This is a genomic window from Paenibacillus donghaensis (assembly GCF_002192415.1).
Lineage (GTDB): Bacteria > Bacillota > Bacilli > Paenibacillales > Paenibacillaceae > Paenibacillus_AQ > Paenibacillus_AQ donghaensis.
Map to the genome: position 1 here is coordinate 4,412,329 of NZ_CP021780.1, position 14,014 is coordinate 4,426,342.

Here is a 14,014-nt window from a genome sequence, read left to right on the forward strand (position 1 = left end):
ATATTTATGTAACTACTCTGACTGGCCTTGCTTGCCGCTGCGCAACAGATCACGAATCTCGGTCAGCAGCACAACCTCCGGCGCGGGTGCGGCAGGCTCCACTACCTCAACCTTGACGGTCTCCTTCTTTTTGAAGCGGCTCGCCAGCTTAACGACCAGGAAGATCGAGAAGGCAATAATGAAGAAGTCCACCACCGACTGCAGGAACATGCCGTAATTCACCACTACATCCTTGCCCAGCATGTTTTCACGGGTAAAGTTCAAATCCTGCAGATTAATGCCACCCACCAGCAGACCGACCAGCGGCATAATGATGTCATTGACCAGCGAGGACACAATTTTGCCAAAAGCCGCGCCAATCACTACCGCCACCGCTAAATCCAGCACATTTCCTTTAAGTGCAAACTTCTTGAATTCATTCCACATGACCACTTCTCCCCCGAACCTTTGAATTTTAAATTATTATAGCATCACAAACGTTGTTCGCCAAAAAGAATCGTATAGCTAAAGGCGGTATAGTTAATGAAATTATATAAGATGAACTTAAAAAAATAATAAAAAGGGTAGAAGTGCGGAGGGGAAGTATGGAACTGTAGGAGCGGTACCCATCAAGAAATCTGCAGACAACAGCGGCCACAAGTCCAAACATTCCTCGCAGTTGCGACCAGACCCAATATGAAATCTAAAGTTCAACTTATATAGTAAATGTTAGCCGGAGTCTACCGTATTCAACCCAAATTGGCCTGCTAAGATACCAAATTCGCTAATGTCGCCTAAGCCACCTGAGTCAATCTAAGTCAGACCCATGTACCTCTTACTAGCGAGTTCTTACGATCGCTGTTAAAGCCCGATTTTCTGATGGCAATCTAATTAAAGGATGAATGAGTTCGGGTTACTACTTAGGTCTTAGCGAGGATTTAGAATGTTACTCCGGAACGCTCAACCTAAATAGATGCGAAAGTGCAACTATTTTCAGCTGAAACCTTTGTCCGGAGGCGATTAAGTGCAATACTGCAACTAATTTCGAGTAAATCAAATATTTTTCGATCAAACGCCCGAATTAAGTGCCTTTTTGGTTACTACTTAGGTCCCCTAGCCCTCTTCGCTCGTAACCCTCGCTTCGATTTCAGACGGTTGCGGACTCAGGAGCCTCTATTTGCTGTACATAGGCCGTTTTGCAGGATTAACGGACCCAGGAGCCTCTATATCACAGAAAACCCTCGCTTTTGAGCCTGTTTTGACGACTTAGGGGCTATACGGTCCGTAAGACTTCAAAAGATCGCTGATAGGAGGAAATAGGGGCTATACGGTCCGCTAGAATGCAGGTTACCTAGTTCAAGTGCTTGGAGTGTCGCAGGGTCCTAAGTAGAACCCTTTTTGCAACTATTTGCTCCAAAACGTAAAAATCCGGTTAATTAGATGCACTTATGCAACTAATTCAATGGCTCGACTTAGGAAACCACTGCGAAGTTAAATCTTCCATATTCTCATTAAATGTTTCCCCGGAATCCTTCCGACCTTACGCTCTCTTCCCACTTATTGTCAACCGCTGACTTGAAGATTGTGCCCTTTTAACGGTTACAATTCCCCATAAAAGTGGCAGAGCCGCTCCCTTCCCAACCTTACATGCTGCCTAATAAACAGCATTTCGTCACACGGCAAACACCCGGTGGGAATTCCCGCCGGGTGCACTGAATCATAAGCCTATACTCGTTGCTGCAGAGGACTTAGGCTGCAAACTTTGATTACGGATTACTCCGTCTTCTTGCGTCTGTAAATCCGGTTCAACGTGAAGCCGGTGAGGATTAAGCCAAAGCCGGCCACGTATAGCGGCCATGGGCTGCTCTCTCCGGTCTGCGGCAGTGTGCCGCCATCCGTTCCAGAGCCGAGCGGGATATCGTCATTGTCCAGCTCGATATCTCCCGGCGGGGTCCCGCCATCGCCCGGCGCTCCCGGATTCACAGTTCCGGGAGCCGGTGTTGTTCCAGGAGCCGGAGTTTCACCGGCGGCTGGAGATGTCGGCTGAGGTTCAGCCGGATTTCCCGGTCCTACCGGGATTTCAGGCTCACCGATGTCAATGTCGGGAGTCTCCGGCGTTGCCGACGGAGACGGCGTAGCTACCGTATCCGGCGTTGCCGACGGAGACGGGGTGGCTACCGTATCCGGCGTTGCCGACGGAGACGGCGTAGCTCCCGTGTCCGGCGTGGCCGACGGAGACGGGGTGGCTACCGTGTCCGGCGTTGCCGACGGAGACGGCGTAGCTACCGTATCCGGCGTTGCCGACGGAGACGGCGTAGCTACCGAATCCGGCGTTGCCGACGGAGACGGGGTGGCTACCGTATCCGGCGTTGCCGACGGAGACGGGGTGGCTACCGTATCCGGCGTTGCCGACGGAGACGGCGTAGCTCCCGTATCCGGCGTGGCGGACGGAGACGGGGTAGCTGTTGGCATCACCTGTTTGTTGGTGATGCTAAGCTGTGCTCCTGCCGCCGATTGGATGGTCACGGGATATTCCGTGGAATCCAGCATATACCCGGCAGGGGCAGTGGTTTCGGTCAGCACGTAATTGCCGAGCCACAGGTTCGTAAAGACTGCTGAGCCCTGCTCGTCGGTCGTTTTCGTTGCCATCAGCACCTGTTCCGTTCCGGTCAGGCGATACAGGTTAAAGGTGGCCCCAGCAAGGGTCTTGAGGTTGTCGTCGGCATCAACCTTCTTGATGCGCAGCGCCCCTCTTTCCCCGCTGCCCGTTCCAGAGCCGCTGGAGACGCCCACAATGGTTTCTTTGGTGTAGTCCTGGGAGATCAGCTGGTTGTTGTGACCGCTGAGATTAACTCTGTTGGTCACCTTGTCTCCCGTATTCGCCATGATCAGTGACTGGTACTCCAGTACATACGGTCTGCTGATATCACTGCTGAAGCTCAGTACAAAGGTTGGTTTGCCTTCACTGTTCTCCGCAAAAACCACCGTATAATCACTGCCCTTCACCAGCTCAGGTCCACCCTTGGCAACCTTGCCGTTCGCGGCGGTTACACCAGGGTAGAGATGAAACGTGTCAGGCAGCAGCATTTGATTCAAGCTTGGCGTGTCGGTAACCACGGCATCCTTCACCGTGGACTGACTGCGGTTGATCTGGATGCTCCAATCGATCTTGTCGCCGCGCTGCAGCCCGCTTTTGGATACAAACTCTCCGCCGTGTGGAATCTTGACCGAAGCGGTCAGATCCTTGGAGACTTTGCGGCTGCCATCCCACAGATTGGCGGTATTCGGAATGGTGCTGTTAATCACCTGACCCTCAAGGCTGGTGTTGAACACCAGAACATAAGGGCTGTTGACCGGAGCGGCGAACGCCAGCTTCAGCTCCTGCTTGTCATTTACACTATAGGTGTACTCACTGTTTGCTATTTCAGCGCCTCGGGAAGGCGTGCCGTCTTTGGCAAGAGTCATGGCATATACCTTCAGCGATCCCGGAATCAGGCTCTGTCCCGCTTGCAGCAGATCAATCAATTCCGGATTATTAATACTTTTGCTGTTGTAATTGAACCCTACCGTCCAGGCAATTTCCTTGGTGGAGGCATTGTACGACCCGGACTTGAACCCGTTGTTCTTATACTCTATGCGGGGAATAAAAAGCCCCTTGGCCTCGCTCCATCGGGCCGTATCGGTAGTGTCCTTCCAGTCGATCCGGGCATTATTGATAAAATTATCCGTCGTTCCCCAAATCCAGCTGTTGTCAAACAAGGTGGAATAACTAATCGTATAAGTACCTGTAACCGGTGACTTGAAATTCACCTTGAAGCCTTTGTTGGGCTGAACCGGCGTTTCGTAGACCAGCTCATACTGATTCGAGTTGACAATAGCTCCGCTCTCGCTGCGGATTACTACTGTTTCCGGGATGAAGGCGAGTCCACCCTGTGGAAAAGTATCCGTCAGCCGCACATCCTTCATCGGATAACGGTCTCCGTTGAAAGTAACCTTCCATTCTGCTGTATGCGTCCGGTAATCTACGCCCGACAGGGTTTTGTAGATAACCACCGGCCGAATCAGCTGTGTGGCCTGGTCACTGTATGTGCTGCCGGTAACGGTATTGGTGATCGTAGTGTCGCTGAGTACACGTCCGTTGGCTACCGTTTTGTACTCCAGGCGGTAAGGAGAGTTGATGTTATCGTTGAACTGCAGCTTGAATCCGGTGGTGCCGGTGCCGGTATCCGCCGCAGGTGCCAACGTGTACTCTACCCCTTCAGTCAACGGCGAACCTTTCACTGCATTCCCTGAAGTATCCAGTGTAACCGGAAAGACCTTCAGTGAATTCCCCACGAGGCTCTGCGAGTCGTTGAACAAATCCGTCAGCACGGCCTGCTCTTTAGGAATCGTTCGGTTGTTGTAGTTGTATTCAATAGCCCAGGAAATGGTCTGGGCGCCCCATTCATAACCGGTTGCGTATTTCTTCAGACTGCCGCCCCGCTCAATGTCGACCGTTGCTGAAGCCAAGGCGGGAGAGATCCCCTCACCGGCAAAAGTCGCCGTATTCGTAAAGCTGTCCACGCTGTCGTTAACGATAGCGGTGGAATATTGCAGCCGGTAAGCCTGCGAAATCAGCGGATCGGTGAAACGTACAGTAAGCGTCCCGTCCGTCACGTTGGCCGTATAACGGCTGCCGTCAATCTGCGCGCCCTGAGTTAGCGAACCGTCCAGCTTCACCTCAAGCGCATAAACCTCTATGGCTTCTGGCGCTTCTAGGGAAAGACCTGCAGGAATCGGGTCGGTAACTACAGCATTGCTTACATTGTCCAGCGCTTTATTGACATCGACTGTCCAGCGGATGGAGCGGGCATTGAAGCCCTCAGCCACACCCGACTTGGAAATGGTGGAGCCTACATCCGGTTTAAACCTTACCGTTACCGTCTGTGTCCCTCCGTTTACCGGAAATACAATTTCCTGAACGGTGCTGCCCGCTATTTTTTGCCGGTCAAAATGAGTCTGGATCTGCAGGGTTCCGCGCACCTGGTCGTGCGTTTCTATGTAGTTATTGAAGGTCATAACCACGCGGCCTGTAGCTTGGCTTACTGTGAAGCTCCCTACATCTCCTTCCCCTGATACCAAAGATCCGTTGATGTCGTTATACAACTTGAACTGCTCGGGAAGCTGAAAGCTGAAGGTATCTCCCTGCTTGTACCCGTGCTCCGGGGGCAGCGACCAGGTGTAATCAAGCACAACTCTGGAATCCTGTCCGTACACAGAATCCGTAACCACCTGTCCGCCTGCACCATAAACCGTCATGGAAACACTGGTAATCAGGTCTGTTTCATTCTCAATACTTGCCGCTTTTGCCGGCATGGTGAAGCTTATGCCATAGGAATATTGTACTATCAGCATAAGGGCCAGAATAATCAGGCTCGCTTTTTTCTTCAGCATTCTTTTTAATGCCTCCTTTAGGTTGAATTAGGGAATCAGAATGAGCCCATTGCTGATTTCCCTTTCATTTATCGCCCGGTTAAGACAATATATATGTATATCACCTTCTCATAGATCTTTAGAATCAGGAAGAGACTAAAATTTGGACATTAAAAATTCTTTATTCATTCTTGGTGGGAAAAGGGGAATAACTATGGAAATTTCAGGTTTATTCAGCAGCAGGCGTACCGAGGATTTCGTCATGTTCTCAGCTTCCCACTGGATCGCCATTGGTCTGGTCGGCATAGTCTGCCTTATCCTTTATTATTCGCGGTTTGCCCTGCGCACCCATTCCGGTCTGCGCCAAACGGTACGCCTGCTGCTCGCCGCTATCCTGCTATGCTCCGAAGCCGGACTTCATCTGTGGTATCTGTCACAGGAGCTCTGGCGAACCCGGTCCTCGCTGCCGCTGGAACTATGCGGGATTACACTGCTGCTATCGGTCATCATGCTGCTTACCCGCAGCCGGCTGCTCTATTCCTTTCTCTTTTTCGCGGGGATTGGCGGAGCTTTTATCGCCCTGCTGACACCGAATCTGGTGTATCCGTTTCCACATTTCCGTTTTCTGCTGTTTTTTGTGGCTCATGGCTCCATTATTCTGGCTTCCCTATACATGACCTGGGTGGAGGGATATCGGCCTACATGGAAATCGCTATTCTTCACCATGCTCGGCCTGAATATGGTCGCTGCCCTGGTGTTCGCCGCCAACCGCCTGCTGGACTCCAACTACATGTTCCTGGCCCATAAGCCAAGCACCTATTCGGTGCTGGATTATTTCGGACCTTATCCATATTACCTGCTGGTGGAGGAGGCGTTCGCGTTCCTGATCTTCCTGCTGATGTATATGATATTTTTCTGGTTGCCGGGCCGCATGAAGCCAGGGCGCCGGCGGCAGGGGCGTCGATCCTTCTGAGCTGCTTCTGTTGCCGACTGCATCATCCGCCCTGCTCCAAGCATAAATCCAGTTGCTTTTATTGCGGAATATGATATAGCGGACCGTATTGCCTCTATTCGTGTTTTTATGCTGCTGGCGGCTGGTTAACAGACCGTATGGCACTCCCTCTGGTCTATAATTTCGCTCAGAAGCAGGCAGTTTGGAGTAAATAAGAAGCAGTAGCTGCGCCCTGCGTTTGACAGAATACTCTGCGGAGTGTGAGGTTCCCGGTTTGCTTCTAGAGCCACCAACAAACAAAAACCCTTGTCATACCGGTAGATTACCGGTATGACAAGGGTTTTTGACACTAACACTGGTTGCTTCACAGCGGCACAGACTGGAGGGGCACAGAAGCAGTCTGCTGCTGGACCAGCCGCTGCGTGTCACGGGCAATCATCAGCTCCTCGTTGGTGGGAATGATATGCACGGCCACGCGGGAGCCGGGGGCACTGATCTTGCGCTCGCCGGGCGAGCGGGTCCGGTTCAGCTCCGTGTCCAGCTCCAGCCCCAGATAGGACAGGCTCTCGCAGACCTTGGCGCGGATATAGTCGGAATTCTCTCCGACCCCACCGGTAAAGATCAGTGTATCCAGGCCATTCAGCACGGCGCAATAGGAGCCGATGTATTTGCGGATGCGCTGCACATACATGTTCAGCGCCAGCCTTGCGCCCTCATGGCCTTCATCGGCGCAGCGGATGATCTCGCGCAGATCGGAGCCCTGGCCGGAGATGCCGGCCAGCCCGCTGTGCTTGTTCAGCAGCGAATTGATCTCACCAAGACTCAGATTCTCCTTGGCCATCACAAAAGGAATGATCGCCGGGTCGATATCGCCGCAGCGGGTTCCCATCATCAGGCCTTCCAGCGGGGTCATGCCCATGCTGGTATCCACAGACTCCCCGTCCCGGATGGCGGCAATGCTGGCCCCGTTGCCGATATGGCAGGAGATTACACGGGTTCCCTGGAGAGGTTGGCCGTTAAGTTCGCCCAGGCGTGCGCTGACATATTTATGCGAGGTTCCATGGAACCCGTATCTTCTGATTTTGTGGCGGTCATACAAGACTCTGGGCAGGGGATACATGTAGCTCTCCTGCGGCATCGTCTGGTGAAAAGCGGTATCAAACACACACACCATCGGCGTCTCCTCGCCCAGCAGCTGACGGAACGATTCGATCCCCTTCAGATTGGCCGGATTGTGCAGCGGCGCCAGCTCGATATTGCGTCTTACCGCCTGCAGTACCTCAGCATCCACCAGTGCTGAATCCGAGAAAAATTCGCCGCCATGGGCAATCCGGTGCCCCACCGCAGCAATTTCCTGCACCGACGCGATAGACCCGCTGCCCGGATCAGTCAGTGCCGCAAGCATATGGGTGATAGCCTCCTTATGCTCCAGAATGCGCAGACCGGTCTGCACAGGCAGCGGAGGCGTACAATCCTGGCGAAGAATCGCCTGCTCCGTTCCAATCTCCTCAATAATCCCCTTCGCGATCACCGATTCATCCTTCATATCAAACAGCTGATATTTCAAGGATGAGCTGCCGCTGTTAATGACCAGCACCTTCATAAACGGCTCCTCCTCTTCCATGCGTACTACTTTTTTACATTCAACCGCCGATTTGGCAGTACAGACCATAACCTTCCACGACATGGCGCAGACTCTCCATCTCCTGATTTGGCGGCGGAGTCTGATGCTTCATGCTGTATTCGGTGTCCAAATAAGTGTATTTATTCTCACCCAGCCGGTGAAAAGGCAGCAGATGCAGCTCCCCCACACCTGGCAATTCCGCAGCAAACGAGGCGATGGCAGCAATCTCACGGATGGAGTCGTTGAAGCCTGGAACGACAGGCACGCGGATAATCACCTTCGCCCCCTGCCTGGCAATCCGCTGGGCGTTCTCCAGAATCAGTGAGTTGGACTGCTTCACGTAAGCATAGTGTTTGCTGTCCTCCATATGCTTGATGTCCAGCAGGACCGTATCGAGCAGCGGCAGCACGTTATCCAGCACAGCCGGATTGCAGAAGGCCGTGGTTTCAATCGCCGTGTTCCAGCCTTTATCCTTGCAGGCACGCAGCAGGTTCAGAGCGAAGTCGCTCTGATAGAGCGGTTCACCGCCGGAGAGGGTAATACCGCCGCCGGAACGTCGGTAATAAGCCTCATCCTTGCGCAGTATGGACACAATCTCCGAGGTGCTCATCTCTTTGCCGTTCATGGTCAGCGCCCCGCTGCCGCATTCGGCACTGCACAGTCCACAAGATACGCAGCTTAACCGGTTAACCGTCACCTTCGGCTGATAGCTGATGGCCCCCACCGGACAGACCTTGGCGCAGCGTCCACAGCTGACGCAGTTGTCCTCCTGCACCATCAGCTGGGTGCCGGGAGCCTGGGTTTCGGGGTTGCTGCACCAGGTGCAGCGCAGCGGACAGCCCTTCAGAAATACGATCGTGCGGATACCTGGACCGTCATGGAGCGAGAAGCGCTGGATATCGCTGACCATCCCCTTGGCTTCCCAAATGACTTCATTCATGGTGTGCCTCCTGATCAATGTGATGTCCTGTCCTTATGCGGAGAAGGAGGAGCCAATACTGCTCCTCTCCTCCCCTTCCTTCTATAGTTACATCGTCTGCTCCGTCCGGTTAATAATGTCATCCTGCAGTTTCTTGTCGAGTGTGGTGAAATGGGCGCTGTAGCCCGCCACACGGACGACGAGGTTCTTGTATTTCTCAGGATTGCGCTGAGCCTCCAGCAGCGTATCGCGGCTGATCACATTAAACTGCACGTGCATCCCCTTCTGGTCAAAATACCCTCTGACCAACGCCGCCAGCTTCGCCAGTCCCGCCGGTCCACTGAGCGCGGACGGATGGAACTTCTGGTTGAACAGCGTGCCGTTGGAGGCGATATGATGATCCAGCTTCGAGACGGAGTTGGCCGAAGCCGTAGGTCCACTGGTATCGCGGCCGGACACCGGCGACACACCATCGGCCAGCGGTTCGCCTGCCTGCCGTCCGTCTGCCGTTGCGCCGGTAGCGGCTCCCATCGGCACATTGGCCGAAGCCGGATACAGTCCCGGCTGGAAGGTTCCGCCGCGCGGATTGACATGCTTCTGCACCTCGCGGCAGTAGACAAGCCCTACCTGGCGGGCCAATTCGTCGACCTCTTCGATGTCGTTGCCGAATTTCGGCGCGGCAATCAGCCACTCGCGCAGGCGGGTATCATTGCCTTGGCCCTGGCCCTGGCTCTGGCCGTTGCCCAGATCCACCTTCACATTCGCTGGAGCGCCCAGCTGGGCTAACGAAATCTGGTTGCCTTCCAGGATGAACTTTTTGATCAGCTCCACAATATGCTCCTGGGTCAGCGTATCCAGCGAGACAGGGGCGGAGGCTGCAACAGCTGCCGGCTGAGCCAGGCCAAAGTTGCGTTCAAGCGCTGCCTTCAGCTCCGACAACGTTGTTTTCCGCTCTTCGAAAATCACCTTCTGGATGGCGTACATGGCATCTGCCACATTGGCAATACCTACCCCCTGCGGTCCGGTGAAGTTATAGAAGGCGCCGCCTTCCTGCAGCGATTTGCCTTTGCCGATACAGTCATACACCATGGAGGACAGGAACGGCAGCGGTGCTCTTTCCGCATGGGCATAATCCACCGAGTTATCCGCTTGGGCCAGCAGGCTGACGAAATATTCCATCTGCTTGCGGTAGGCATCCATAATCTGATCTACAGAGGTGAAGGAGGCGAAGTCTCCAGTGGTGATCCCGGCTTTTTTGCCATTGACGGTACCGTTGCCGATGACATACTCCATCACCTTCGGCAGGTTGAAGAATGCGGCGTCATGCCAACCTTCGGTTTTGCCGCCTTTCTGCGGCTCCACGCAGCCGATAAGGCCGTAGTCACGCGCATCCGCCAGACTTACGGAGCGGCTGACCAGCGAGGGAATGATGACCTCATCGTTATAATAAGCCGGGAGTCCAAGACCCAGACGGCTGACCTCCGCTGCCTTCAGCAGCAGATCATCCGGTGTACGGTTCCAGACGCGGATCGAGACGGAAGGCTGCGGCAGCTTCACATGGGCAGTCGCCTCCAGGCAGGCGAACGACAACTCGTTGGTGGCGTCCAGCCCTTCCTCATTCTGGCCGCCGACCACCAGATTCTGGAACATCGGATATCCGCCAAAAGCTTTGCTGGAGCCTTCGTCGCGGATTTTGTTAACTTCGTTTAGCTTCACCCACAGGCAGTCCAGCAGCTCCTGGGCTTCTTCATGGCGGATGGCACCGCGCTCGATATCCTGTTTGTAATACGGGTACATGTATTGGTCAAAACGCATCGGAGACACGGAGTGCCCATTCGATTCCACCTGGATCAGCATGTGCACGAACCAGAAGCACTGCACCGCCTCGCTGAAGCTGGATGCCGGATTCGCCGGAACCTGCTCACAATTGCGGGCAATCTGCAGCAGCTCACGCTGGCGGACACCGTCGCTGCAGGCTGCAGCCTGGCTTTTGGCCAGCTCCGCGAACCGTTTGCCGAACTGGATAGCTGCTTCAGCAGAGATGATCACCGCGTTCAGAAACTGTTCTTTTTTGATATAACCCGGCAACGAACGGTCTGAGTCCGCTTTGGCCTGCTGCGCCTCCTCGATGATGCCCTTGAAGCCCTTGGACAGCACCTTTCCATAATCCACTGAAATATGGCCAACGCCGTTATTATAATAATTACCTACCGTAAACACGTCTGCGTCCATCGCTGTCAGCGCCTCGGGAGACATGAAGGAGGTTGCCAGCTCCTGCACCGTGCGACCGTTCCAGTATTCAAAAGAAAACTTCAGCTTGCTGACAGCATCGTCCGAGATCGTAAACACGTCACCCGTTCTGCGGGCCACCGTATCGAATTCGCTCAACAGCCAGCGGTTCGAGAACTCGGGAAAGATCTGGCAGCCTCTTGGCTTAGCCGTCAGATTGCCCACGACCAGCTCTTTGTCCCGGATCACCAGCGTCATGTTCTGCAGAATATGCTCCAGCGCTTTGGCGCGGCGGATAATCATCGGCAGGTGCTCGGTTTGCTTAAAAGATTCCGTAATCAGGACCGCTCTTTCGGCTTCGATCTCCGGTGTGCCGGACATCAGGTTGTCGATCAGGTTGCCGATCCGGCCGGTTACTGCTGCTGATTTGGGCATATCATACACTTTTGTCATCGTAAAGCTTCCCCCTTCAGTTTGCGTTCATAATGGTTGCTTAGCTGTTCATGAAACACCCGGTTAGGATGCCAGCTGGTCCTGATCCTTGTCTGACAGCACCACTGCCGGCATCGCCGGATAAAAGGGTACGATCAGCTTGTGATACACCGCGCCGCCGACCAGTGCACCCGCAATCGGGCCAAATACCGGCACGATTAGCCCGTAAAGATTCGGCCCGAGGGCGTTCGTTCCCCAGCCGGAGAGCAGCAGCAGCAAGCGCGGACCCAGGTCACGCGCCGGGTTCATCGCGAAGCCGGTGAGGTGGCCGAAGCTGATCCCCAGCACGGCCACGGTCAGCCCGATGGATACGGCGGCCAGACCCACCTTGGGGGCGGCGCCATTGCGGCCGTCGGTTACGGCCAGGATCACCAGCATAAGAACGGCGGTGATGATGAGTTCGATCAGTCCGGCTTGCAGCAGGGACAGCCCGCTCTGCGGGAACGTACTGAACATTCCGGCCGTGGCCCAGCCGCCGTCCGTACTGCGGACAATGCCTGCTCCCTGCTCATGAGCAAGGATGGTATTGCGGTAGATCGCGTACACAGTCGCTGCTCCGGCAAATGCGCCGAGGATCTGCGCCGCAATATAAGGGATCACTTTGCTGCGCTGGAATCCGCTCCAGACGGCCAGGCTGATCGTCACCGCCGGATTAAGATGTGCGCCCGAGACATGACCGGCAATAAAGACCCCTAGCATGACTGCGGACCCCCAGGTCAGCGTCAGCTCCGCCCAGGTAATGTCTGAACCTCCGGCAACCAGCGAGACTACAGCCGCGAGCCCGATAAACAGAAAGATGAAGGTTCCAATGAACTCCGCGAGGCATTCGCCGAGCAGCGTCTTTTTCATGATTCACTCTCCCACAAGTTTTGTTAGCGTTACTTCTTTGAATATGCTTCGGCAAAACTCTCTTCGTAAGCGTTACCTAGTTTTGTTAGCGTTACTTCTTTGAATATGCTTCGGCAAAACTCTCTTCGTAAGCGCTAATACACTCTACGAAACAGCTGTTCCAGCTGCTGAACATTGACCCCGCGCGGATTGGTCGCGGTGCATTTGTCCTTCAGCGCTGCCAGGCTCATCGCGGGCAGCGCCGCTTCATAAGCCTCCCGGTCGATGCCGGCAGCTTCCAGCGACGCCGGCGTGCCGGTCAGCTTCTGCAGTGCCTGCACCGCCGAAACCAGACTGCCCACTCCCTCCGACACCGTTGCCGCCGGGAGATGCAGGTGATAAGCCAGCTTGCGGTAGCGCATCGCTGCCTGGCTCTCACCGCCGCTCTCCAGGTCAGCGTTGTATTCGATAATGTAGGGCAGCAGCACGGCGTTCGCCCGTCCGTGCGGCAGATGGAAATGCCCGCCCAGCGTATGTGCCATGCTGTGGGTGATGCCCAACGCCGCGTTCGTAAACGCCATGCCTGCCAGACAGGAAGCATTGTGCAGGCGCTCCCGCGCCTCCAGATCGTCGCCGCTGTGGTAAGCACGCAGCAGATAATCAAAGATCAGCTCGATGGTCTTCTCGCTGAGCGCATCCGTATAATCGGAATGCTCCGTCGACACATAGGCTTCGATGGCATGCGTCAGCGCATCGATGGCGGTATCGGCTGTAATCTGCGGCGGCACGGTTCTCAGAAAGGTGGCATCCATAATTGCCACATCCGGGATCATATCCTGGGAGACGAGCGGAATCTTCGTGTCGCCCATTGTCATGACCGAATAAGAGGTCACTTCCGATCCGGTGCCGCTTGTCGTCGGGATGGCAATGAACAGCGGCTTGCCGCCGTCATCCGCATTCCCGGCAAGCTGGCGGGCGAAGAGCAGAATGCTTTTGGCCGCGTCAATGGTGGACCCTCCGCCCAGAGCAATAATCAGATCGGGACGGAAGGCCAGGTATTCCTTCACTCCGGCGGCCACCACCTCAACAGGCGGATCAGGCCGGATGCCGGTGAAGAGCTGGTAATCCTCCACACTGGTCTTCAGAATATGAATTAAGGTATCCGCGAACCCGGCCTGCACCATAAATGGATCGGTAATGATCAGCGCCCGGCGGTTATCGAGCAGCGTTAAATATTCAAGCGCACCTGAATCAAAATAAATCTCCGTCTTTACACAAAAGCGGTTCATTCCTCTGCCTCCGTTCCACGCCCTTCGTCGGTCTGCAAATCGTCCACAATCCCGACAATCGACATATCTGCGGATAAGCGGATGTCCTCATACATGGAGCTGCCCCAGTCAATCAGCACCAGGTCCCCCATTCCCGCGCCAACCATATCAATGGCAACGAACACTTCATCACCGGTAATTCTGCGCTTCTCGTCCACTGATTTGATCATAAGCAGCTTGGCGCCGATCAGCTTCTCACATTTCTGGGTAGAGACGACCTTGCCGATTACTGTAGCCAGATGCATGCTGTG

General features: G+C 54.6%; 9 protein-coding genes. 1 reads left to right on the forward strand and 8 read right to left on the reverse strand.

Annotated features, from left to right (window positions below):
- Nucleotides 1-12: 12 nt before the first annotated feature.
- Together mscL and B9T62_RS20365 are read right to left on the reverse strand one after the other, a co-directional pair.
- Nucleotides 13-426 (reverse strand): large-conductance mechanosensitive channel protein MscL, encoded by a 414-nt coding sequence (mscL, locus tag B9T62_RS20360; protein ID WP_087916970.1) that lies wholly within the window; start codon nucleotides 424-426, stop codon nucleotides 13-15.
- Nucleotides 427-1,752: 1,326 nt separating this feature from the next.
- Nucleotides 1,753-5,412 (reverse strand): LPXTG cell wall anchor domain-containing protein, encoded by a 3,660-nt coding sequence (locus tag B9T62_RS20365; protein ID WP_087916971.1) that lies wholly within the window; start codon nucleotides 5,410-5,412, stop codon nucleotides 1,753-1,755.
- A gap of 193 nt (nucleotides 5,413-5,605) precedes the next feature.
- Between B9T62_RS20365 and B9T62_RS20370 the strand changes: the two genes are divergently transcribed.
- Nucleotides 5,606-6,364: a YwaF family protein gene (locus B9T62_RS20370; protein ID WP_087916972.1), complete on the forward strand. Its 759-nt coding sequence runs from the start codon at nucleotides 5,606-5,608 to the stop codon at nucleotides 6,362-6,364.
- Nucleotides 6,365-6,707: 343 nt separating this feature from the next.
- Here the strand turns inward: B9T62_RS20370 and B9T62_RS20375 are convergent, their stop codons facing one another.
- From B9T62_RS20375 to B9T62_RS20400, 6 genes are all read right to left on the reverse strand, one after another.
- Nucleotides 6,708-7,946: an acetate/propionate family kinase gene (locus B9T62_RS20375; RefSeq protein WP_087916973.1), complete on the reverse strand. Its 1,239-nt coding sequence runs from the start codon at nucleotides 7,944-7,946 to the stop codon at nucleotides 6,708-6,710.
- Between the two features lie 40 nt (nucleotides 7,947-7,986).
- Nucleotides 7,987-8,907: a glycyl-radical enzyme activating protein gene (locus B9T62_RS20380; RefSeq protein ID WP_087916974.1), complete on the reverse strand. Its 921-nt coding sequence runs from the start codon at nucleotides 8,905-8,907 to the stop codon at nucleotides 7,987-7,989.
- Between the two features lie 87 nt (nucleotides 8,908-8,994).
- Nucleotides 8,995-11,568, reverse strand: a complete 2,574-nt coding sequence (locus B9T62_RS20385; RefSeq protein ID WP_087916975.1) for a glycyl radical protein — start codon at nucleotides 11,566-11,568, stop codon at nucleotides 8,995-8,997.
- A 63-nt stretch (nucleotides 11,569-11,631) separates the two neighbouring features.
- On the reverse strand, nucleotides 11,632-12,456 hold the full coding sequence (locus tag B9T62_RS20390) for an MIP/aquaporin family protein (protein ID WP_087916976.1): 825 nt from the start codon (nucleotides 12,454-12,456) through the stop codon (nucleotides 11,632-11,634).
- A gap of 134 nt (nucleotides 12,457-12,590) precedes the next feature.
- Nucleotides 12,591-13,724, reverse strand: a complete 1,134-nt coding sequence (locus B9T62_RS20395) for a 1-propanol dehydrogenase PduQ (protein ID WP_087916977.1) — start codon at nucleotides 13,722-13,724, stop codon at nucleotides 12,591-12,593.
- Complete coding sequence (locus tag B9T62_RS20400; RefSeq protein ID WP_087916978.1) at nucleotides 13,721-14,008, reverse strand: EutN/CcmL family microcompartment protein; 288 nt, start codon at nucleotides 14,006-14,008, stop codon at nucleotides 13,721-13,723. Before B9T62_RS20400 ends, B9T62_RS20395 begins: the two co-directional genes overlap by 4 nt.
- Nucleotides 14,009-14,014: the final 6 nt, after the last annotated feature.